We start from the raw sequence: 20,908 nt of genomic DNA, 5'->3' as shown, positions 1-20,908 counted from the left end.
TCGCAGGTTGATCTGGGGCTATTCTCTGGGGGCTGGGCCGATGGCTTGGCCCCCAATGGCATTCTGCCCCATGGCAAGCCGCCGTGGCGGGTGAATCAAGGGTTTGCCCCCTTCAAATCCTTGTCGCTGAAATGAAAATCGCCCCTTCGACACCAAGGCGTCGAAGGGGCGTTGTGCCGTCAATACCGGCGGTTCATTCTAAAAAGGCTTCGTCCGCTCTAACTTTCTAAACTATACTTTAGAATAGTCGGCTTGTCTATACGAAAGTATATGCCGGGTGCTTATCCTTGTCCAAGGATATGTAGACCCCCGGCACAGCCCGCACGCGACAAACGGCTTTCCTGTGTCCCGGCTGCGGGCTAAGCTTTCCGCAGGGTAATGCGGGTGAATGCCAGACATGACAAAACCAACCGGGCATCTGGCGGCGTGGCGATCGTTCCGGCTGTTTGAGCCGTTGGGCGCGGATGTTCTGGCCGAGGTGGCCGCCGCCGCGCATCGGCGCGAATGGGCGGCGGGGGCAACCCTGTTTCAGCGCGGCGATCCCGGCGATTACCTTGTGGCGCTGCTTACTGGCCGTATCCGTCTGGCGCTTGGCACTGCGCAGGGCCGCGAATTGGTGCTGCGCCACGCCGAGCCGGGCGATCTGTTCGGCGAGCTGTCGCTGTTCGACGGCGCCCCCCGCTCTGCCGAGGCGACAGCACTGGTCGCCAGCGCGGGCTATGTGCTGAACAGGCGCGATTTTGACCAGATCGCGGCCCGCCATCCCAGCCTGCGTGACGCGGCCACGCTTTACCTTTGCCGGATGCTGCGCGACACCACGGAACAGCTGGAAGGCATCGCGCTTTATACGCTAGAGGCGCGGGTGGCGCGGTTCTTGCTGTTCACCCTGCGCCAGATCCATGGCGATGACCTGCCGCCCAACCCGCTGCTGCGGCTAGAGATCAACCAATCCGACCTGGCAGCGGTTCTGGGGGCCAGCCGCCCCAAGGTCAACCGCGCGCTGCAAGCCCTGCGCGACACGGGTGCTGTGCAGCGCCGGGGCGAGGCGATGGAATGTGACACCGCCGCCTTGATCCGCCTTGCGGAACCACAGCCGGAATGATGCGGCAGCGGTTGCCCATCGCACTGGCGGCCCTTCTGTGCCTTGCGGGGTTTGCAGCACTTCTTGCCCGTTCGCCCCCGACGTTCCTGCTGCTGCAAGAGCGGGTGTTTGACGCCGTTCTGCGGCTGGCCTCGGCCAAGGCGACGCCTCGCGTGCAGGTCATTGATATCGCCGAGGTGGACGACCAAGGCCTGCCATGGGGCCGCGCCGCCACCGCGCGTCTGCTGGCGGCGCTTGCCACGGCTGGCCCGCAAGTGGTGGCGCTGGATATCGTGTTTTCCAGCGATTGTGGCCCCGGCCCGGCCAATGACGCTCTGGCCCATGCCATCGGGCAAAACCCGACCGTGCTGGGCTTTCTGATGTCGGCCCGCACCACCTTGCCGCTGCGCCCCGGCCCCCGGCTGGCCGTCAGCGGCACCCCCACCCTGTGGGAGGCAGCAGGCGCCGAAGGTCCCTGCACGGGGTTTGCCGATGCGGCGGCAGGCTTGGGCGTAACCGCGCTTTTGGCCGATGCGGATGGCCTTGTGCGCCGGATTCCGGCAGCGGTGCGCGCGGCGGGGGTCGTGCATCCGTCCTTGGCGCTTGAGGCGGTGCGTCTGGCGCAACCCGGTGCCGCCTCGCCCGTTCTGGCCGCTGCGGCGCAGGGGAACCGCCTGCGCGTCGGGTCTGCGATCTTTGCCACCGATGCTGCCGCACAGCTACGCTTTGCGCCCTCGCAGCCGCAGGTTTGGGCCGCGCGCACCAGCGATGCCGCCTCGCTTTTGGCCCCTGATGCCGATCTGTCGCGCTTTCAAGGCGCGGTGGTCTTCATCGGCTCCAGCCTGCCGCAACGCGGCGGCTTGCGCGCCACGGCCAGCAGCCCGATTGCGCCTTCGGTCCAGATACAAGCCGATCTGGCCCAAGGCCTGCTGACGGGCCACTTGCCCCAGCGCACCGCCGCCGCCCCTCTGTGGGAGGCCGCCGCCGCCACCACCCTCGGGCTTGCCAGCATCGCCTTGCTGCTGCTTGCCCCGGTTGGCGCAGGGGTCGGCGCCGCGCTGGGGCTTGGCGCGGTCTGGGCGCTGGGCACCGCGCTGTGGTTTGCCACCACGGGCAGCTTACTGGACCCGGTAACGCCCTTGCTGGCTGCGCTGATAGCGGGGGCGATTGCGCTTGTCGGCAGGGCTAACAGCAGCGCCCGCGCCGAACGCACCCTGCGCCGCAAACTGGCCCAGCTTTTGCCCGCCGCCGTGGTGCGCCAACTGGCCGATGATCCGCGCCGCTTTCATCTGCGCGGCGAACGGCGCGAGATTACGGCCCTGATGACCGATATCGAAGGCTTCTCCGAAACCACCCGCGCCATCGGGCCAGAGGCGCTGGTGGCCCTGCTCGACCAATATTTCGCAACCACCTGCGCAATTGTCCTGCGCCACGGCGGCATGATCGACAAAATGGTGGGCGATTCTGTGCATGCCCTGTTCAACGCACCGCTGGATCAGCCCGGCCATGTCGATGCCGCGCTTGCCTGCGCCGCCGAACTGCTGCGCGAAACCGAGGCGCTGCGCCAGCGTCCCCAAATGCAGGCCGCAGGCTTGGGGCGCACGCGGATCGGGATGGAAACCGGAATGGCGGTGCTGGGCGATGTCGGCTCTGGCCTGCGGATCGACTATACCGCGCATGGCGATGCGGTGAACCTGTCGGCGCGTCTGGAAGCAATGAACAAGAGCCTCGGCACAAGCCTTTGCATCGGCCCCAATGCCGCAGCTCAGGCGCAAGGCCCCTTGCGCAGCCTCGGCACGCATCAGGTTCGCAGCTTTGGCATGATGGAACTGTTTACCCTGCCGGACGAGGGCGTTTCGCCTTTCACCTGATCCATCGCGCATCATCCACCGCGTTGAAATCTTTGGTTTCAGGCAATTTTGGGGGATCCAGATTCAACGCGAAACGCCTTCGTCACAGCCCAACGCTGGCAAAGGCCGCGTCAATCCGCGCCTGCCCCCATTGCACGGGGGCGGTGGGCGCGGCCCCTTCGACCACATCCACCCCGGCCCCGGCAGCCACGATCTGCGCCACACCGGCAGCGGTCACGGCAACCTCGCCCCTGTCCACAAACACGGCAAAGACACCCTTGCTTTGCCCGGCAAAAAACCGGGTTCCACGCACCCCGATCTGGGCAAAGGCATTGCGGAAGGTCAGGTCCAGCTTTGGCAAATCGTCGGGCCGGTCAAACAGCATCTGGCCGCCGATGGAGATTTCGCCACCAAGCTCTGCGATGAACCGGTCAATCCCGATTTCGCTCTCCGGGCCAAGGTTGATCCGCGTCTGCGTGATCAGCAACAACTCGGCAAATCCGGCCGCCCCGGTGCGCACCAGATCACCTTCAAACAGCGGGTCATCCCGTTTCAGCATCTCGGCGGCCTGCGCGCGCATCAATACCGCCTCACCCCGAACCTGAACGGTCGCCCCGACCGAAGGGTCCGCAAAGGCGGGCAAAGGCAGCGTGGCGGCGATCCCTGCGGCAATCACCCGACGGCGGCTTAACAACGGCATGGCATGATCCAATTTTCAAATCCAATCCGCGCAGAGTGCCAGTTTTCACCTCATCGCGCTAGGGCTTCTCAACGCGCACATCTACCGCCGGCATCCCTGCCGCCGCCGCCGCTTGCAGGCCTTGATCACTGTCCTCCAGAACAAGGCAATCGCTGTGGGGCACCCCCATTTGCGCCGCCGCCATCAGAAACATCGCAGGGTCCGGCTTGGCCACCCCTGCCTCGGTCAGGCTGATGACCGGATCGAACAGCGCCGCAATCCCACAGGCCCCCAGCATCGCCTGCACCACTTCGGCCTCCGCGTTTGACGCAACCGCCATCGGCACCCGCCCAAACCAGTGCCGCGCCAACGCCAACACCGGCGGATTGGCCCGGCAGGTTGCCGCAAGCCCTGCCGTCGCCGCAATGCTGTCCCGCACGGCGCGGGGCACATCCAGCCCCCGACAGGCACTGTCGCGCAGCTCTGTCAGCAAATCCCGCCGCGCAAGCCCGGTGCGCGCAGCATACCAACCCGCGTCCATCGCGGCACCCTGCCGCGCCAAAGCCTGCGAAAACGCAGCAAAATGCAACCCCGCGCTCAGCACCAGCGTGCCGTCACAATCAAAGATCAAAGCCTTGAAGGGCGGCAAGTCGTCCAAAACTGCCATAGTGCTCTGCTCCTGTCATATGCCTCGCACCATGCCCGAGTGTCCGCGTCGGCGAAACCCACCCTGCTTTCTTTTCGGCACAAATATCCACGGGGGTGGGTCCGGGAGGGGGCAGTCAGCCCCCTCCCGGCGCGTGCCAAAATCCCGATGGCTCAAGCAGCAGGCCGGAACCTTGCCGTTGCGGCTTCGCAGCAATAGGCATCGGCCATCGGATAGGGGCTGCGGGCAAGGCTGTCGACAGCGGCAATCACCCGGTCGGCTTTCGCATCATCCATCAGCACCGACAGGTTCAGCCGCGTCCATCCCGGTTTTTCCATTTCCGCCCCACTCAGAATAGCGCTGCGGATCGCCTCTGATTCCGCCGCACCAATCCCCAACAGCCGATGCGCATAGGGGCCAGCGCAGGCACAGCCACCCCGCGCCTGAATACCATGCACATCCGACAACAGCCGCGTGAAAAGCTGGTGATGCAAAAACCCACCCCGTGCCGCGTCCCGCACCCGGAACGAAAAGATTGGCAAGGCCTGCGCTGCGCTATTGCCCATCAGCACGATATTGGGATTTGCCTGCCAGACCGCCAGCGCCCGCGCGCGCAAGGCTGCATGCCGCGCCTCCATCCGCGCCTGTCCAATCGCCGCCTTGACCAGAAACACCAAGGCCGCGCGAATATCGCCCACCACATTCGGCGTCCCGGCCTCCTCTCGCGTGGCAATATCGCTGCTGTAGTCATGCGCGCTGGGCGACACGAACTTCACCGTGCCGCCGCCGGGTTGAAACACCCTGCGCGAACAAACAGCCGCCTTGCGCAGGATCATCACCCCCGAGGCCCCCGGCCCGCCGATGAATTTATGCGCCGAAACCACAACCGCATCCTTCTCGGCATCGCTGCCTGCCCGCATGTCGATGGGCAGATACGGCCCGCCGCCCGCATAATCCCACACAGCCAAGGCACCATGGCGCTTGAGCATCCGCGTCACCGCATCGGCATCCGTCACAATGCCAGTGACGTTAGAGGCCGCCGAAAACGCCCCCACAATCCGCCGCCCGCGTGCCGCGATCAAGGCCGCCTCCAGCATCGCCATATCCGGCCCGCCGTTGGGGGCCTCAGAAATCTCCAGCACTTCGGCCCCGCTTTCGCGCCATGGCAGAATGTTGGAATGATGTTCATAGGGCCCGATCAGCACCAAGGGGGCCTCGCCGCGCGCCACCGCTTCGGACACGCCCAGCAAATGCACCAGACGGTTCAAACCCGCCGTGGCCCCAGCACCGGCAAACACCGTGGCAAAGGCCTCCGTCGCGCCGCATTGCGCGGCAATAACGGCCCGCGCCTCGCGCCGCATCCGCGTTATCAACCCGCCGCAATAGGACGCCTCGGTATGGCTGTTGGCATAGAAGGGCAGCACCTGTTCCATCACAAAGGCCTCCACCTGCCGCAGCGCGCGACCCGAGGCGACATAATCGGCGTAAAGCAGCGTTTGCACCCCAAAGGGCCCATCAAATTCCGCCCCTTCGCCAATCACACCATCCCGCAACTGCGCAATCACCTCCGGCACGGCAAGGCTGGCTGCAAAGGTTTCAATCGCGCTGGGCATCGGGCATCTCCGGGGGTCAAGCTGTTCCCGATCATAGCGTAAGGCGAACGTGGTAAACCTTACCTTTTTATATTGAAATGCCCCTTTATCTTGGGTCAAATGACCACATGAAACCAGTTTCATTAGATCAGATAGATCGCGCCATCCTGCGCGCCCTGCAACGCGACGCCGCCCAATCCCAGCGCGAATTGGCGGAAACCGTCGGCCTGTCGCAAAACGCCTGCTGGCGGCGCTTGAAAAATCTGCAAGAGGGTGGGCTGATCGCAGGCCAAACCCTGCGGCTGCATGCCAAACAGCTTGGCCTTGGCCTGACCGTCTTTGTGATGGTCCGCACCCGCCATCACAGCAAGGACTGGCTGGCGATTTTCCGGCGTGAGGTGCTGAACATCCCGCATGTCATCGACTTTTACCGCATCGCGGGCGATTATGATTACATGCTGAAAATCGTGGCCGAGGATATGAACGCCTTTGACCAGATTTACCAACGCCTGACCGCCAAGGTCGAATTGGAAACCGTCACCTCCTATATCACGATGGAGGCGATAGCCGATGCCCGCGATCTACCCGTTTAGCCGGATATAGGCGATAAACAGACCCATCAGCACCGGCTGGTGCAGCAGGTAAATCACCAGACTGTGCCGCCCGATCCATGTCGCGCGCCACAGCCAGCGCGGCACCGGATGCGGCACCAAAAGTCCCTGCTTGGCCAAAATCTTGGCCAGTGCCATGCCCAGTAAAAATGCCCCGAACCACGGGAACAGCGGCTCAAAATCCATCGACGCGGGCGTGCTGGGCGACAGGCCCAGCCACCACAGCATCGGCGTGTCAAACGCTGCATGGCGGAACATCTGCGGCAGCGCCAGAAAGACCGCGGCCAAGCCCAGCAGCGCCGCAAATGGCAGCCGCAGCATCGCAAGCCCCAGCAGCGATGACACCGCAATCGAATGCAGAATTCCGTAAAAGACGAATTGCTCGGGCATCACAAAACGCGTGGCCAGCGTGACCAGCAGCGCCGCCCCGGCAATGATGCCAAACCTGCGCCAGAACCGGGGCCAGACAATCCCGCGCCCATGCGCCAACACAAGGCCTGCGCCCGCCAGCAGCAAAAAGCTGCCCGCCACGGCACGCGCGAACATCGCCCAAAACCCGGTGACGGCGTAATTGGGCGGGGTAAAGCCGAACAGCCCAAGATCAAAGGTGAAATGGTAAATCACCATTCCCACCACAGCCAGCGCACGCGCCACGTCCAAGCCAATGATCCGCCCGCGCGGGGCCTCTGCCTCTGCCATCTGTTGCCTTCTCAGCTTGCCTTCCCCCAGCCATAGCCGAGCCTCGCGCAAAAGCCGATGCAAAAAACGCAGCTTTCCTCGGGGCGCTTGCCATTCCCGCGCCTGCGCGCAAAGCTGCGCCGAAGCCGCAGCCAAAGGACCCTTCGCCAATGCCCCAAATCACCCTTTTCGGCACCCTGCCAGATGGCCGCGCCGTGCAGCAGATCACCTTGTCCGGGGGCGGGCTGACCGCGCAGGTGCTGACCCTTGGGGCCAGCCTGCGCGATTTGCGGCTGGCGGGCCATGCGCCGGCGCTGGTTCTGGGGTTTGACAGCCTCGCGCCCTATTCTCAGGTGCCCGGCTATTTCGGCGCAACCGTGGGCCGCTGTGCCAATCGCATCGCGGGCGGGGCAGGGGTGCTGGACGGGCAGCGCTTTCAATTGGATATCAACAACGGGCCGAACCATCTGCACGGCGGGGCGGCAGGGTTTTCGCAACAGCTTTGGCAGATCGCCGATGTGCAGGCCGATCGCGTGACGCTGACGCTTGCCTCGGCCGATGGTGATATGGGCTATCCCGGTGCGCTGGCGGTGTCTGTGACCTATGCGCTTTTGCCCGGTGGGGTGATGGATATCGTGATGGAAGGCCACGCCCAAGCGCCGACCCTGTGCAATCTGGCGCATCACAGTTACTTCACCCTTGGCGGGCCGGATATCCTGTCGCACAGCCTGAAGGTCGATGCCGCGCACTATCTGCCCGTGGATGCAGGTTTGATCCCAACGGGGGAGGTTGCCGAAACGGCGGGCAGCCCGTTTGATTTCCACCAACCCCGCCTGCTGCGCGCGGCGTTGCAAGGGCTGGCGCTGGACCATAACTTCTGCCTTTCGCCGCAACGCCGTGCGCTGCGCCCTGTGGCGGTGTTGTCTTGCGGAAGGCTGAGCATGGAGCTGTCAACGACAGAGCCGGGCTTGCAAATCTATGACGCCGCGCGGATGTCGGTTGCGGTGCCCGGCCTCAATGGCCCGCTTGGCCCCTATGCCGGTATCGCGATGGAACCGCAGGTCTGGCCCGATGCGATCAACCATCCCGACTGGGCGCAACCGGTGCTGCGCCCCGGCGAGGTTTATCGCCAGCACAGTCAGTTTGCCTTTACCCTTGGTTGATGGCGCAAGCCCGGATCACCCGTCCAGCAGGTCGTCGAATGTCGCGGTTGCTCTGGTCATCTTGGCCTGCACCGCTTTCATCAAATCCTCGGCCCGCAGCATGCCTGCGTTCCATGTCGCAATCTGGTCCAGCCCTTCGGCAACCGAATGGTCGCGGGCATAGGTGACGGCTTGCTTGATCCCGGCAATCGCCAGCGGGGATTTGGCGGCGATCTCGGCCGCCATCGCCTGCGCCGCCGTGACCGTGGCCGCAGCATCGGGATGCACGGCATTCACCACACCCCAGCCGCGCGCCTCCTCCGCCGAAAACCTGCGCCCGGTATAGGCCAGTTCGCGCAGGATGCCGGGGGCCATCAGCTTGGGCAGGCGCTGCAAGGTGCCAACATCGGCGGCCATGCCGATATGAATCTCCTCGATGCCGAAGGTGGCATCCGCACTCGCCAATCGGATATCGCAGGCCGAGATCAGGTCGATCCCGCCGCCAAGGCACATGCCCTGCACCGCCGCGATGACAGGCACTCGGCAGGTTTCCAGACTGGTCAGCGCCGCCTGATAGCGCAGGATCACATCGCGCAAGGCATAGGCCCCGCGCGCGGGTTCGGCCTGCGCAAGCCCCATCAACCCCTGAAAGGCCGCAAGGTCCATGCCGCCGCTGAAATGCTTGCCCCGCCCCGACAGCACCACCACCCGCACCGCAGGGTCTGCGCCAAGGGCGACCATCAGCCGGGGCAAATCCGCCCAGAAATCAGGGCTCATGGCATTGGCCTTATCGGGGCGGTTCATCTCCAGATGGGCGATGCCGTCTTGGATGGTGCAAGCGAAAAAGCTGCTGGCAAGCGGGTCTGTCATGGCGCATGTCCTTTGTGTCACCACGCGATCATGGCCGGGGATTGCCCGCAAAACCAGCGTTCCGTGACGGCACGGGGGGCCTTAGCCGCGCAAAGGATAGCGGGCCAGCACGTCATAGCGCGGGCCGTCCTGCGTCAGCGTGGATTGATACAGCACCATCTCGGCCACCTGCCACGGCCCCGCGCGAAACCCCGCCCCGTTGATCACCGCGCGTTCCAGCCGCACCGCATCCTCGGGCAGCAGCGCGGGAAAGCGGCCCAGGGTGATATGCGGCAAAAAGCGGCGCGAGGGCACATCCGCCCCGGCCACCCGCGCCACCCGTTCCACCTTGGCCTGAAGCCGATCCAACGCGGCACTGGGGGCCAGTGCCGCGTAAACCGAGGTCGGCTTGGCCTTGCCGAAAATCCCGAACCCTGACAGCGACAGATCAAACGGTGGCATCCGCAGCGACAACAAATCGTCATGCAGCGCCTCCAGCACCTCATCGCGAACCTCGCCCAGAAAGGCCAGCGTGATGTGGAACTGATCCCGCGCCACCTTGCGCGGGATGGGCAGCAGGAATTGCTGCACCGCCAACTGGCTTTCCACATCGCCGGGGATGTCCAAAGCCACAAATGCGCGGATCATAAGCGTGCCTCCAACAGGCCCAAACGGTCCAGAATCTCGGCCCGCACCGGGCCTTCGCGCGCGGGGTCTTTCAACGTGGTCATCAAGACCTCGGCAGGGGGGCGGCCCGCCCCGCGCCATGACAGGCCACGCAACACCGCTTCGGCCTCGGGGGGTAAACGGTCAGGCTCCTCCACCCCGCGCAGTGCCGCCCAAACCCGCGTCCAGCAGCGCCCCACGCTCCATGGGTTATAGCCGCCACCCCCCAAGACCAGAAAGCGCGGCGACAGCGGGCGCAACGCCTTCACCACCGCCACATGCGCATTGTTCGACAGCGCCAAGCGCGCCAGCGGGTCCTCCTCCAACGCGTCGGCCCCGCATTGCAACACCACCGCATCCGGGGCAAACGCTGCCACACGCGGCAGGATCAGCCGCTCCAACACCACCCGCATTTCACTGTCATTGAACCCGCGCGGCACCGGCAGGTTAAAGCAGTTCCCGCCCCCGGTATCGCCAAGCGCCCCGGTAAAGGGCCAGCGCTTTTCCTCATGCACCGATATCAGCAAGGCATCGGGATCACCGGCAAACCCGGCCTCCACCCCGTCGCAATGATGGGCATCAATGTCGATATAGGCGATGCGCCGCACACCGTTCAGGCGCAACACCTTCATCCCCAGAACCACATCATTCAGGTAGCAAAACCCATTCGCGCGGTCGGGCAACCCGTGATGCGTGCCACCCCCCGGCACATGCACCACACCCCCCGCCCGCAGCATCTCGGCGGCCAGCATCACCCCCCCGGCCCCGGTGGCAGGGCGGCGAAACACCTCTGGGTAAACCGGGTTGGATACCGTGCCCAGATGATAGCGCGCGCGCACCTCCGCGCTGACGGTGCCCATGGCCTCGGCCCCTTGCAAGGCGGCGATATAGCCGGGGTCATGCCACAGATGCAGCGCCTCGGGCTTGGCGCGCGGGCTGGTGACATAGCACCCCTCCAGCCACCCCATTGCCCGACACAGATCCATCACCGTCGACACACGCGGCACCCGCAACGGATGCCCCGCCCCATAGGACGAGCCGCGGTAAATCTCTGACCCGATGAACACTGGCTCCATGGCACCCAAACCCGCCTTACGCACCCAAACTGCTTGCGCAAAGGCGGGGCTGCAAGGGCATAAACCTTGAATTTTCGGGATTTTTCGCTATATGTTAATCCATAAGCCGCAAATTGGCCGCCACACGGGCAGGCCCGGCAACACAGGCAGGTATAAGGAAATCCATGCCCAAGGATAACACCTCCCCGGCGGAGGGTTTGCATATTCAGTTCGGCGCGCTGTGCTGGCGTATCGGCAAAAAGGGGGCAGAGGTTCTGCTCATCTCCAGCCGGGAAACCGGGCGCTGGGTGATCCCGAAGGGCTGGCCGATGAAAGGCCGCGCCGGGCATGAAGCTGCGGCGATCGAGGCATGGGAAGAAGCCGGGGTCAAAGGCCAGATTGCCGAGGATCGGCTGGGCCATTTCACCTATGACAAGATCCTGAACCGCGACAGCAAGAAAGAACGCGCCAAGCCGTGCATCGTCGATGTTTACCCGTTGGAGGTGGCCAAGCTGGCCCCGGAATTTCCCGAACAGCGCCAGCGCCGCCGCAAATGGTTCGCCCCCGCCGATGCCGCCCGTAAAGTGGCAGAGCCAGAGCTGAAATCGCTGCTCGCCCTGTTCAACCCGCCTGCTTCGGCAGCCGCAAACCCACCGGACAAGGGCAGCAAGGCCTAAGGCTGATGCCGTCTTGCTTCTGCGACCAAATAGCTTAGGTAGCGGGTCACTGATCCGGCCTTTCCCGTTTCCTCGATACAGGCGAACCATGATCCGATACTCGCTCAAATGTGCTGCCGATCACAGCTTTGAAAGCTGGTTCCAATCGGCTGCCGCCTTTGATGCGCTGGCTGATGCGGGCCATGTGACCTGCCCGCAATGCGGCAGCGCCGAGATCAGCAAATCGCTCATGGCCCCCGCCGTCAGCCTGACCCGGTCCGAGGCGGCAACCCTGCCGGACAAGCCGCTGTCGACCCCGGAAAACCCGCAGGAAAAGGCGCTGGCTGCCTTGCGCGCCGAGGTAGAGGCCAATTCCGATTACGTCGGCAAGAATTTCGTGGCCGAAGCGCGCAAGATGCACGAAGGCGCCGCCACCCCCCGCGCCATCCATGGCGAGGCCCGGCTGGATGAGGCGAAAAAGCTGGTCGAGGATGGGATTCCCGTGATGCCGCTGCCCTTCCTGCCGCCGCGCAAGGTGAACTGAGCCAATTTCCCAACGCAGCATCGCCCGCATGTGCGGGCGGACCCCTTAAGCAATTGAGTTTTTGGCCCTTTTGCTGCGCTGCGGCATGAATATGCCTTGCTATTGTGCAGTTGCAGCATTTCTGTTATTGTTAGCGCTATCATTTCAAAGGTCACAGCAAAATCACAGGAACAGACAATGCCAAAAGCCGTATTGGAAGAAACGAAAATCCGCGAAGCCGCCTATGCGATCTGGGAAGCCGAAGGCCAGCCCGAAGGCCGCGACGAGGCGCATTGGTTGCAAGCCATCGAGTCGCTGACCGCCGCCGCCAAGCCCAAAGCGCCGCGCAAGGCCAAAGCCGCCCCCAAAGCTGACGCAAAGCCTGCGGCCAAGGCCAAACCGGCCGCAAAGTCACGCAAAGCTGCCGACAGCTAATCGCTGCAACCGGCGCGGCGGGCTTTTGACCCGCCGCCGCATCCAACCGCGCAGCAGATGTTAACATATGGTTAACAAAAAACGTTTTATCGTTTTTAGTCAGTGGTTTGCCGACCTCACCGCGCGCGATTCAATCCAGCGGTTTCACACTCGCCGTCACATAATTCACCGATAAATCGCGGGCCGACAGGGACCAGCTCCAACTGATCGGATTGAACACCATCCCCTTGCGATCCACGGGCCGCAGCCCGGCTTTTTCCAGCATCGAGAACAGCTCCTCCGGGGTGATGAATTTGCGCCAGTCATGGGTGCCTTTCGGCAGCCAACGCATCACCCATTCCGCCCCGACAATCCCCATCACAAAGCTTTTCGGATTGCGGTTCAGGGTGGAACAGATCATCAGCCCGCCCGGTTTCAGCAGGTCCTGGCACGCCGTCAGATATTCCTGCGGGTCCGCGACATGTTCGACCACTTCCATATTCAGAACCACATCGAACTGTTCTCCCGCCCGCGCCAGATCCTCGGCCGCACAATGGCGGTAATCTATGGTCAGGCCCATCTGCTCGGCATGCAGCTTGGCCACCGGAATATTGCGGGCAGCGGCATCCGCGCCCACCACTTCGGCCCCCAGCCGCGCCATCGGTTCTGAAAGCAATCCGCCGCCACAGCCGATATCCAGCAGCCGCAGCCCTTTGAACGGCAGCGGCGCGGTCAGGTCGCGGTCAAACTCTGCCGCGATCTGGGTCGTGATATAATCCAACCGGCATGGGTTGAGCATGTGCAGCGGCTTGAATTTCCCCGTCGGGTCCCACCAATCCGCCGCCATCGCTTCGAATTTCGCAACTTCGGCGGGGTCAATCGTGTTCAAACTCATCAGTCTCTCCTCGCGGTTTCGGGCCTTGCAGTTTCTTGCCCGGACAGGCAGGCTTGGGGGACTATATAGGGCAATCATGGACCATAGATCAGGCCAAAAGAGCGCAGCTCAGTATTTATACCCCCCGCTGGACCCTTTCGATCAACGGATGATGGATGTGGGCGGCGGGCACAGCATCTATGTGGAGCAATGCGGCAGGCCCGACGGGCTGCCCGTGATGGTGGTTCATGGCGGGCCGGGGGGCGGGTGCAGCCCGGCGATGCGGCGCTATTTCGACCCGGAAACCTATCGTATCATTCTGTTCGATCAGCGCGGCTGCGGCCGCTCGCGCCCGCATGCCTCGATTGACGAAAACACCACTTGGCATCTGGTCGCGGATATGGAGGCGATCCGCACCGCGCTGGGGATCGACCGGATGATCCTGTTTGGCGGCAGTTGGGGGGCCACGCTGGCGCTGATTTACGCCATCACCCACCCCGACCGCGCTGCCCATCTGGTCCTGCGCGGCGTTTTCACCATGACCGAGGCGGAATTGCAGTGGTTCTACGGGGGCGGGGCCGGGCGGTTTTTCCCTGAACTATGGGCGCGATTCCAATCCGCTATCCCCGAGGCAGAACGGGGCGACCTGATCACCGCCTATCACCGCAGGCTGTTTTCCGGCCACCTGATGGAAGAAATGCGCTTTGCCCGGCTTTGGGCAAATTGGGAAAACTCGCTGGCCACCATCGACGCACAGGTCAGCGCGGGCGAGGGGCCTTCGGATTACGCGCGCGCCTTTTCCCGGTTGGAGAATCATTACTTCGTCAACAGGGGGTTTCTGGGCGAAGATCGCTGGATCCTGAAAAACCGCAACCGGATCGAAACGATCGGTGCCGATATCGTGCAGGGGCGCTATGATATGGTGTGCCCGCCCGCCGCAGCCACAGACCTCGCGCAGGGCTGGGCGAATGCGCGGATGAACTTGATTCCGCTGGCCGGGCACGCCCTGTCAGAGCCGGGAATATCCGAGGCATTGGTGGCCGTGATGGACAGGCTGCGCCCGCGGTAAAGCGGATTAACCCGTCGCAGGTTACGAAAAAAGGCGCAGGTTTCCCCGCGCCAGTTTGAAAAATCACGAGGGCAGCGCGCCCCGGCGGTTAGGTGGGTTTCCTATTTCCCGAAAACCCACCGCGCCGGGACGCACCGTCAGATCAGAAGCCGTAAACCAGCGAAACGCCCAGTTTGTTGTCCGAGCGGATTGCGCGGCTGTCGTTGTATTCCGTCAGGTAGCTGATGCGGGTGGAGAACGCATCCGTCATCTTGACGTTCAGGCCCAGATCGTTGTTCACGCGCAGGGCGGATTTCGACTTCAGCACATCGGTATCCATGGTCACGAACAGGTTGTCGTTGAAGCCATAGAAGAAGCGCGACGAAACAATGCCCGCGGCTTCGGTCACAGAAGCGCCCGTGCCGTATTTGATGTAGCTCTGGCCAACACCAGCCTGCACACGCCAGGTCATCTGCTCGGTGTTGACGACGCGGTAGCCCGGACCAAAGCCAAGGAAGGCGTCTTTCTTCACATCGGTTGCCGCAGTCGCAAGGCCATCGGTCTGCACGCGCGCCAAGGCGAAGGCATAGAACTGGTCGTTGAAGTAGTAGTTCGCATCATAGACCATGAAGATATCTTCTTTGGTCGACGCGCCGGCTGCTTCCTGGAAATCAACCGCAACGCCAAGGGTCTGCACCATGGGGCCGGCTGCATAGCGCAGGCGGGTGCCGATGGTCAGGTCTTGCGACTTGTTGTTGCCGGTCTTGCCCGAGTAGGACAGCGAGGCCGAGCCGGACAGGCCGGGGCGGAACTCCGGGTTGCCAAAACGGGCCGCATCGTTGGAGCGCGCCATGTCTTCTGCGACAGCGGTGTCGATGTCGTCCAGACGGTCGTTCAGGTCTTTGGTGCCGGTCAGGTCTTGCGCAAAGGCGCCCGAGGTTGCGAGAGCCAGTGCAAAGGCTGCGATCGTGCCGGTTTTCATTTCGTTTTTCATGGCATTTCCCTTTCAAGGTTCAGGATCCCGACAAGGTGGCCGGGGTTTCATTTGCCTGTGAGACGGTTTTAGTGTCGGGGTATCCAATAGGAAAATTCGTAATAATTGGGTTTGTAGTGAGAATTACTCGTGTAATGAGCCCTTGAAACGCCATTTCCGATGCAAAAAAACGGCACTGCTTGCGGAGTTCCGTTTAAGTATTTGAAATTATTGTGGTTTGTGCCTGCTTGCGATCGTTCAGATTTTCTCGATCACTTCGGCCACGCCGTCATCGAAGTGATCGACAAGGATTTTCAGTGTTCTTTGGGCAACATCCACGATGTCTTGATCCAGATCTTCGCGCCAGACGGACCAGATCGGGTAGCCGAAAACAGGGGCATCAGGCACCAGATGTAGCGTGCCTTCGTCAATGAATCGCTTGACGTAGCGGGCGGGCAGGTAGGCGGCGCAGCGGCGGTTGATGATATAGAGCGCCGAAAGCACGCCCATATCCAGCGTCAGGCCGGGGTTGGTGAGGTGGGGCAGGTGGAGTTGGTGAAAGGTCAGGAATTCGGGCGACCAGTCAACGTAAGCGTAATGCCCGACAAGCTGGTCCAGCGTGGGGTCGGCCCATGAGGCGACGAGGATCAACTCCTCATCCGTGACCTTTTCGATGCGCAGGCCATTGCGCAGGGTGGGCTGATATGAGAGCGCGATTTGCATGACCCCCTCGGACATGGCACGGGTCAGGCTGGCGGGCATGCCGAGTTCGCCGTGGATCGCGAGGTCGGGGATTTCGGCGCGCAGGGCGTCGATCCAGCGAAAGCCGAGGCGGGGCCAAAGCGCGGTTTGCGCGCCGATGGTCAGGGATCGGGTGAAGCCTTCGGGGATGGCGACGTGCTGGCGGGCCTGTTCCCAGTTTCGCAGGAGAAGCTGGGCGAATGGTTCAAATTCCACCCCCGCCGGCGTCAGCTCTGCCCCCGCCTTGGAGCGGGTAAAGAGTGGGCGGCCCAACTGATCCTCCAGCCGCTGAATCCGCAGCGAGACGGCGGATTGGGTGACGAAAAGCCGGTCCGAGGCCGCCGCGAAAGAGCCGGTCGCCGAGACTTCCATGAAGGTGCGGATCAGGTTCAGGTCCATGCACGGGATTTGACGTGAGAGGGGCGGGGAAAGCAAGAGGGCGCGCAATGAATCGCGCGCGATTCAAATGACAGCATATTGAAATTGCTGGTTTTTCTTTGTTTTGTTAACTGAATTTTAATCTGAGTGCGCGGCCTCTACGGGCCGTTTGCCGCCTTGATCATCGCGACGAGAATTATGATTTGTGCCTTCAGATCAAGGATCGAAAGATCGGCGGGCTGTTCGCAGACTTTCAGCGCCGCGCCGACTTTGTCGCCTTTGATTTCCATCTTTCCGTCTTTGCGCATGAAGTAAAAGGCGTGGTCATAGGGGCCAACGGCGCTTGGTGCTTGGTAGATTATCGGGTGAATCGATTGCAGCGCCGTTTGCAGCTCTTCGGGATTGACGTAATTCTCAATCTCGCGGCCTTTGGTGATCCAGACGATGCCGGGGCCGGTTGCCATTTCATCCCTGATCCGCGCGGAGGCGGGTTTCAGCTTGGCGCGCGGTGACTCTTTGTCACTGTCCAGCACAACAGCAAAATTGCGGTTCAACTCTCGCAGTTTGATGAAATCCGCAATCGCGGCGTCATCGGCGCTAAGGTGTTTGATCAGCGCGCCGCCATAGAACAGGATGCTGTAATGCACGCCTTCGATCAGGCTGGGATCAACGGCGTTGATCCAATGCCGGATATAGATGCGATCTGACGGGCCTTCGACCCAGATCACGGCATTAGCCTGCATGATATCCGAGGCTTTGTAGCCCAGATCATCACAAATCTGGCGCTTGTCACCGCGCCGCAGGGCAGGGGAAACACGGGTCTGCACGCTGTCATTCCAGACGCGGTAGACGGAGGCGTTTGGCGTATCAATGAAGGCCGCCGAATGGGTGGCGATGAAATACTGGTTTTCGGTTTTGTCTTGCAGATAGCGGATCAGCTTGCGTTGCAGAACGGGGTGGAGGTGGATTTCCGGTTCCTCGATACACATGATCTTGTGCTGATGGATGGTGCAAAAGGCGGCGATGAGGATCACCTCATGGATGCCGGTGCCGAGGGAGTCCAAGGGTAGCACCTTGTTATCCATGTGGATGAGAAGGTCTTTTTTGTTATCCGGCACGTCGAGTCGGGCATCAGGCTTGCCCGTGACGGCGCGGACAAATTCGTTGATCTGGTCGAAGACCTTTCGTTTTTCAGCGTATTCAAAGTGATCGGGATTTTGTATCGCGGCGAGGTGGTTGATGAGGCCTTTGCCGGATAGATCATCAAAGGTTTCATCCTTCGGGCCGAGTTTGCGTTTGGCGAGGATCTTGAGGCATTTTGGAAAGGTGGGGATAGCCAATCTTTTGATGGCGTCAACGACAGACTTAATCTGATTGCTGGTGTTTCCCCCTCTGTATCCATCGACAGCGTTCGCTAAATCCGCCCAAGCGTATTTCCCCATCCAATTTTCGGCACCTTCGAGGTTCGGCGTATGGAAATACTCTGCGTTTTGATTGGGAACGCTATATTTTCGCCAAATATGACCTTTGCTGTTTAATTTCTCTAAAACCGTCGCAAAGGACTCTGTGGGGTTCGAATTTGGAAAATACTCACCCTTGATTTTATCTTCGACGACGTTCTCAAATTCCGAGAGTGGGCTTCCCACGGCAACCGAGAACAGCCCCGATTCTGTGCCGCGATATGCCTCGGCGGAGTTCGGTTCAATGTTAGCATTGTTTTCCTTCTCCCCAAACGGCAACCGATCATGGATCAGGTTCAGCACCACCGATTTGCCCGCGTTGTTCGGGCCGATGAAAAAGTTCATCTCGGAAAAGCCGGTGATGTATTGGGGCTCGGGGCCGATGCCGCGGTAGAATTTGGCGGCGATGGCTTGAAGATAGATGGGCATGGATACTCGCTAAGGATGAATGGGCGGATCGAAGCACAATTGGGGTGGGCTTGCAATTGGCTGGGAGGGTGGGGGAGTCGGGGTGAACCCCGACCTACAGGCGGGTGGGGTGTTGGGGGAGGGCGGGTGAACCCCGATTGGCGGCGGAGAGACTCAGCTTGCAATCATGCGGCGCTTCGCCTATATCCTCCTCAACAGCTGTTTCAGGGTCCAAACCTGAAGCTACCGGAACCTGACGCGGGCCTGTGGGCCCGTTTTTTGTTTTGGGATACCTTTTGCCAATGGATGCCCCATGTCTGACCTGATCGCCAAAACCGCCATTGATCGCCGCCTTGCCGAGATTGTGACCCCCGCCATCGAGGATTTGGGGTTTGAACTGGTGCGCATCCGGCTGATGAGCGGCAAGACCAAGGTGTTGCAGATCATGGCGGACCGTCCCGAAGGCGGCATCGTGGTGGATGATTGCGCCAAGATTTCCACGGCGGTTTCGGCCATTCTGGATGTGGAAGACCCGATTGAGGATAATTACACGCTTGAAGTTTCCTCGCCCGGGATTGACCGCCCGCTGACCCGGCTCAAGGATTTTGAGATGTGGGTCGATTATGAAGCGCGGATCGAGACGACCGAGCTGATCGACGGGCGGCGGCGTTTCAAGGGGATGCTGCGCGGCACCGAAGGTGATGAGGTGTTGATCGAATTGCAGGAAGGCAAGGAAACCGTGACCATCGGCTTGCAGTTCGACTGGTTGTCGGATGCCAAGCTGATCCTGACGGATGAATTGATTGCCGAGATGCTGCGGCAGAAAAAGGCGGACCCGGCGTTTGATGCCAGCGCCTTTGATGAGATTGAAGAAACCGAAGGGGATGAGGCCGATGTGGCCGATGAAACCCCTGTGACGAAACACTAACGGCAACAGCCGACCCTCTGGGAGAGAACCAATGGCAATTACCTCAGCAAACCAGCTTGAACTGTTGCAAACCGCCGAAGCGGTGGCGCGGGAAAAGATGATTGACCCGGATCTGGTGATCCAGGCGATGGAAGAAAGCCTCGCACGGGCGGCGAAAAGCCGTTACGGCGCAGAGCTGGACATCCGCGTGGCAATTGATCGCCGCACGGGCCGCGCGACGTTTACGCGTGTGCGCACCGTGGTCGCGGATGATGAGGTGGAAAACTATCAGGCGCAGATGAACGTCAAGGATGCGAAGGCGCATCTGGCGGACCCGAAGATCGGGGATGAGATCATCGACGAGGTGCCCCCGGTGGATCTGGGCCGGATCGCGGCGCAATCGGCCAAGCAGGTGATCTTGCAGAAGGTGCGCGAGGCGGAGCGTGACCGCCAGTATGAAGAATTCAAGGACCGCAAGGGCACGATCATCAATGGTCAGGTCAAGCGCGAGGAATATGGCAATATCATCGTGGACATTGGCCGGGGTGAGGCGATTCTGCGCCGGAATGAGAAGATTGGGCGCGAAAGCTATCGCCCGAATGACCGTATCCGCTGCTATATCAAGGATGTGCGGCGCGAGGCGCGGGGGCCGCAGGTGTTCCTGAGCCGGACCGATCCGCAGTTCATGGCAGAGCTGTTCAAGATGGAAGTGCCGGAGATTTACGACAATATCATCGAGATCAAGGCTGTGGCCCGTGATCCGGGGAGCCGCGCCAAGATTGCCGTGATTTCCTATGACAACTCGATTGACCCGGTGGGCGCCTGCGTAGGTATGCGCGGCAGCCGCGTGCAGGCTGTTGTGAACGAATTGCAGGGCGAAAAGATCGACATCATTCCGTGGAACGAAGATCAGGCGACTTTCCTTGTGAACGCGTTGCAGCCGGCGGAAGTTTCCAAGGTTGTGATCGACGAGGAGGCCGGCAAGATCGAAGTGGTGGTGCCGGATGAGCAACTGTCGCTGGCGATTGGTCGCCGCGGTCAGAACGTGCGTCTGGCCAGCCAGTTGACGGGCCTGGACATTGATATCGTGACCGAAACCGACGAATCGGCGCGCCGTCAGGCAGAGTTTGCCGAGCGGACCGGGCTGTTCATGGAAACCTTGGACATCGACGAAATGATGGCGCAGCTTTTGGTGGCCGAAGGGTTTGTCACCTTGGAAGAGGTGGCCTATGTCGATGCGGATGAGTTGCTGTCGATTGATGGTTTCGACGAGGCGACGGCAGGCGAATTGCAGACCCGCGCGCGGGAATATCTGGAAGCGGCCAATCTGAAGGCGATTGAGGCGGCAAAGGCATTGGGCATCGAAGACAGCCTGATGAACTTTGAAGGCTTGACCCCGCAGATGCTGGAAGCGCTGGCCAAAGACGGCATCAAGACGCTGGAAGATTTCGCGACCTGTGCCGATTGGGAACTGGCCGGTGGCTGGACCACGGAAAAAGGCGTGCGCGTCAAGGATGAAGGCGTGTTGGAAAAATTTGACGTCAGCCTTGAAGAGGCGCAAAATCTGGTCATGACCGCGCGTGTCATGCTGGGCTGGGTCGACCCGACAGAGCTGGAAAGCGATGAAGAGGATGACGCAGACGACCATGAGGAGGACGAGGCCTAAGGGCCCCAGAA

21 protein-coding genes are annotated in these 20,908 nt (G+C 61.7%); 10 read left to right on the top strand and 11 right to left on the bottom strand.

The window, feature by feature from the left end; all coding sequences use genetic code 11:
- The first annotated feature begins 397 nt into the window (after positions 1 to 397).
- On the top strand, positions 398 to 1,102 hold the full coding sequence (locus EGN72_RS18470; RefSeq protein WP_127050533.1) for a Crp/Fnr family transcriptional regulator: 705 nt from the start codon (positions 398 to 400) through the stop codon (positions 1,100 to 1,102).
- A gap of 11 nt (positions 1,103 to 1,113) precedes the next feature.
- Complete coding sequence (locus tag EGN72_RS18465; RefSeq protein WP_233587186.1) at positions 1,114 to 2,952, top strand: adenylate/guanylate cyclase domain-containing protein; 1,839 nt, start codon at positions 1,114 to 1,116, stop codon at positions 2,950 to 2,952.
- 82 nt (positions 2,953 to 3,034) lie between these two features.
- On the opposite strand, the gene EGN72_RS18460 is transcribed toward EGN72_RS18465, so the two are convergent.
- The 3 genes from EGN72_RS18460 to EGN72_RS18450 form a co-directional block, all read right to left on the bottom strand.
- On the bottom strand, positions 3,035 to 3,631 hold the full coding sequence (locus tag EGN72_RS18460; RefSeq protein ID WP_127050307.1) for a FecR domain-containing protein: 597 nt from the start codon (positions 3,629 to 3,631) through the stop codon (positions 3,035 to 3,037).
- A gap of 58 nt (positions 3,632 to 3,689) precedes the next feature.
- Entirely contained in the window at positions 3,690 to 4,277 is a 588-nt protein-coding gene (locus tag EGN72_RS18455; protein WP_127050305.1) for an HAD family phosphatase, read from the bottom strand.
- 152 nt (positions 4,278 to 4,429) lie between these two features.
- Positions 4,430 to 5,869 carry an aminotransferase class V-fold PLP-dependent enzyme gene (locus EGN72_RS18450; protein WP_127050303.1) on the bottom strand — a complete coding sequence of 480 codons (1,440 nt, stop codon included), beginning with the start codon at positions 5,867 to 5,869 and terminating at the stop codon, positions 4,430 to 4,432.
- A gap of 107 nt (positions 5,870 to 5,976) precedes the next feature.
- Between EGN72_RS18450 and EGN72_RS18445 the strand changes: the two genes are divergently transcribed.
- Complete coding sequence (locus EGN72_RS18445) at positions 5,977 to 6,441, top strand: Lrp/AsnC family transcriptional regulator (RefSeq protein WP_127050301.1); 465 nt, start codon at positions 5,977 to 5,979, stop codon at positions 6,439 to 6,441.
- On the opposite strand, the gene EGN72_RS18440 is transcribed toward EGN72_RS18445, so the two are convergent.
- Complete coding sequence (locus EGN72_RS18440; protein ID WP_127050299.1) at positions 6,430 to 7,158, bottom strand: heparan-alpha-glucosaminide N-acetyltransferase; 729 nt, start codon at positions 7,156 to 7,158, stop codon at positions 6,430 to 6,432. The genes EGN72_RS18445 and EGN72_RS18440 overlap by 12 nt on opposite strands.
- Before the next feature lie 149 nt (positions 7,159 to 7,307).
- Between EGN72_RS18440 and EGN72_RS18435 the strand changes: the two genes are divergently transcribed.
- The gene (locus EGN72_RS18435) at positions 7,308 to 8,300 is read left to right on the top strand and encodes an aldose epimerase family protein (RefSeq protein WP_199743779.1); all 993 of its coding nucleotides are present in this window, start codon (positions 7,308 to 7,310) and stop codon (positions 8,298 to 8,300) included.
- A gap of 15 nt (positions 8,301 to 8,315) precedes the next feature.
- Here EGN72_RS18435 and EGN72_RS18430 read toward each other — a convergent pair whose 3' ends face one another.
- From EGN72_RS18430 to EGN72_RS18420, 3 genes are all read right to left on the bottom strand, one after another.
- Entirely contained in the window at positions 8,316 to 9,149 is an 834-nt protein-coding gene (locus tag EGN72_RS18430) for a crotonase/enoyl-CoA hydratase family protein (protein WP_127050297.1), read from the bottom strand.
- An 81-nt stretch (positions 9,150 to 9,230) separates the two neighbouring features.
- Positions 9,231 to 9,776 (bottom strand): RNA 2',3'-cyclic phosphodiesterase, encoded by a 546-nt coding sequence (thpR, locus tag EGN72_RS18425; protein WP_127050295.1) that lies wholly within the window; start codon positions 9,774 to 9,776, stop codon positions 9,231 to 9,233.
- Positions 9,773 to 10,870, bottom strand: a complete 1,098-nt coding sequence (locus EGN72_RS18420; protein ID WP_127050293.1) for an acetoin utilization protein AcuC — start codon at positions 10,868 to 10,870, stop codon at positions 9,773 to 9,775. Before EGN72_RS18420 ends, thpR begins: the two co-directional genes overlap by 4 nt.
- A gap of 164 nt (positions 10,871 to 11,034) precedes the next feature.
- Between EGN72_RS18420 and EGN72_RS18415 the strand changes: the two genes are divergently transcribed.
- The 3 genes from EGN72_RS18415 (at position 11,035) to EGN72_RS18405 (ending at position 12,463) form a co-directional block, all read left to right on the top strand.
- Entirely contained in the window at positions 11,035 to 11,526 is a 492-nt protein-coding gene (locus tag EGN72_RS18415; RefSeq protein ID WP_127050290.1) for an NUDIX hydrolase, read from the top strand.
- Positions 11,527 to 11,614: 88 nt separating this feature from the next.
- Positions 11,615 to 12,049, top strand: a complete 435-nt coding sequence (locus EGN72_RS18410) for a DUF1178 family protein (protein ID WP_127050288.1) — start codon at positions 11,615 to 11,617, stop codon at positions 12,047 to 12,049.
- Positions 12,050 to 12,226: 177 nt separating this feature from the next.
- Entirely contained in the window at positions 12,227 to 12,463 is a 237-nt protein-coding gene (locus tag EGN72_RS18405; RefSeq protein ID WP_127050286.1) for a DUF2934 domain-containing protein, read from the top strand.
- Positions 12,464 to 12,593: 130 nt separating this feature from the next.
- Here EGN72_RS18405 and ubiG read toward each other — a convergent pair whose 3' ends face one another.
- Positions 12,594 to 13,337, bottom strand: a complete 744-nt coding sequence (ubiG, locus tag EGN72_RS18400; RefSeq protein ID WP_370323335.1) for a bifunctional 2-polyprenyl-6-hydroxyphenol methylase/3-demethylubiquinol 3-O-methyltransferase UbiG — start codon at positions 13,335 to 13,337, stop codon at positions 12,594 to 12,596.
- A 76-nt stretch (positions 13,338 to 13,413) separates the two neighbouring features.
- Here ubiG and pip point away from each other — a divergent pair, with 76 nt between their 5' ends.
- A complete protein-coding gene (gene pip / locus EGN72_RS18395; RefSeq protein WP_127050284.1) occupies positions 13,414 to 14,385 on the top strand; it encodes a prolyl aminopeptidase in 972 nt (323 codons plus the stop codon).
- A gap of 142 nt (positions 14,386 to 14,527) precedes the next feature.
- Here the strand turns inward: pip and EGN72_RS18390 are convergent, their stop codons facing one another.
- From EGN72_RS18390 to EGN72_RS18380, 3 genes are all read right to left on the bottom strand, one after another.
- A complete protein-coding gene (locus EGN72_RS18390) occupies positions 14,528 to 15,358 on the bottom strand; it encodes a YdiY family protein (protein ID WP_127050282.1) in 831 nt (276 codons plus the stop codon).
- Between the two features lie 237 nt (positions 15,359 to 15,595).
- Positions 15,596 to 16,477: a LysR family transcriptional regulator gene (locus EGN72_RS18385; protein WP_127050280.1), complete on the bottom strand. Its 882-nt coding sequence runs from the start codon at positions 16,475 to 16,477 to the stop codon at positions 15,596 to 15,598.
- Positions 16,478 to 16,614: 137 nt separating this feature from the next.
- Positions 16,615 to 18,261, bottom strand: coding sequence for an AAA family ATPase (locus EGN72_RS18380; RefSeq protein ID WP_255417443.1), 1,647 nt, complete (start codon positions 18,259 to 18,261; stop codon positions 16,615 to 16,617).
- 376 nt (positions 18,262 to 18,637) lie between these two features.
- Between EGN72_RS18380 and rimP the strand changes: the two genes are divergently transcribed.
- Both rimP and nusA read left to right on the top strand, forming a co-directional pair.
- A complete protein-coding gene (gene rimP / locus EGN72_RS18375; protein ID WP_127050276.1) occupies positions 18,638 to 19,252 on the top strand; it encodes a ribosome maturation factor RimP in 615 nt (204 codons plus the stop codon).
- Between the two features lie 31 nt (positions 19,253 to 19,283).
- Positions 19,284 to 20,897, top strand: coding sequence for a transcription termination factor NusA (gene nusA, locus EGN72_RS18370; RefSeq protein ID WP_127050274.1), 1,614 nt, complete (start codon positions 19,284 to 19,286; stop codon positions 20,895 to 20,897).
- Positions 20,898 to 20,908: the final 11 nt, after the last annotated feature.

Source organism: Pseudorhodobacter sp. E13 (genome assembly GCF_003991405.1).
Classification (GTDB): domain Bacteria; phylum Pseudomonadota; class Alphaproteobacteria; order Rhodobacterales; family Rhodobacteraceae; genus Pseudorhodobacter.
This window is presented reverse-complemented; position numbering and strand designations above follow the sequence as displayed.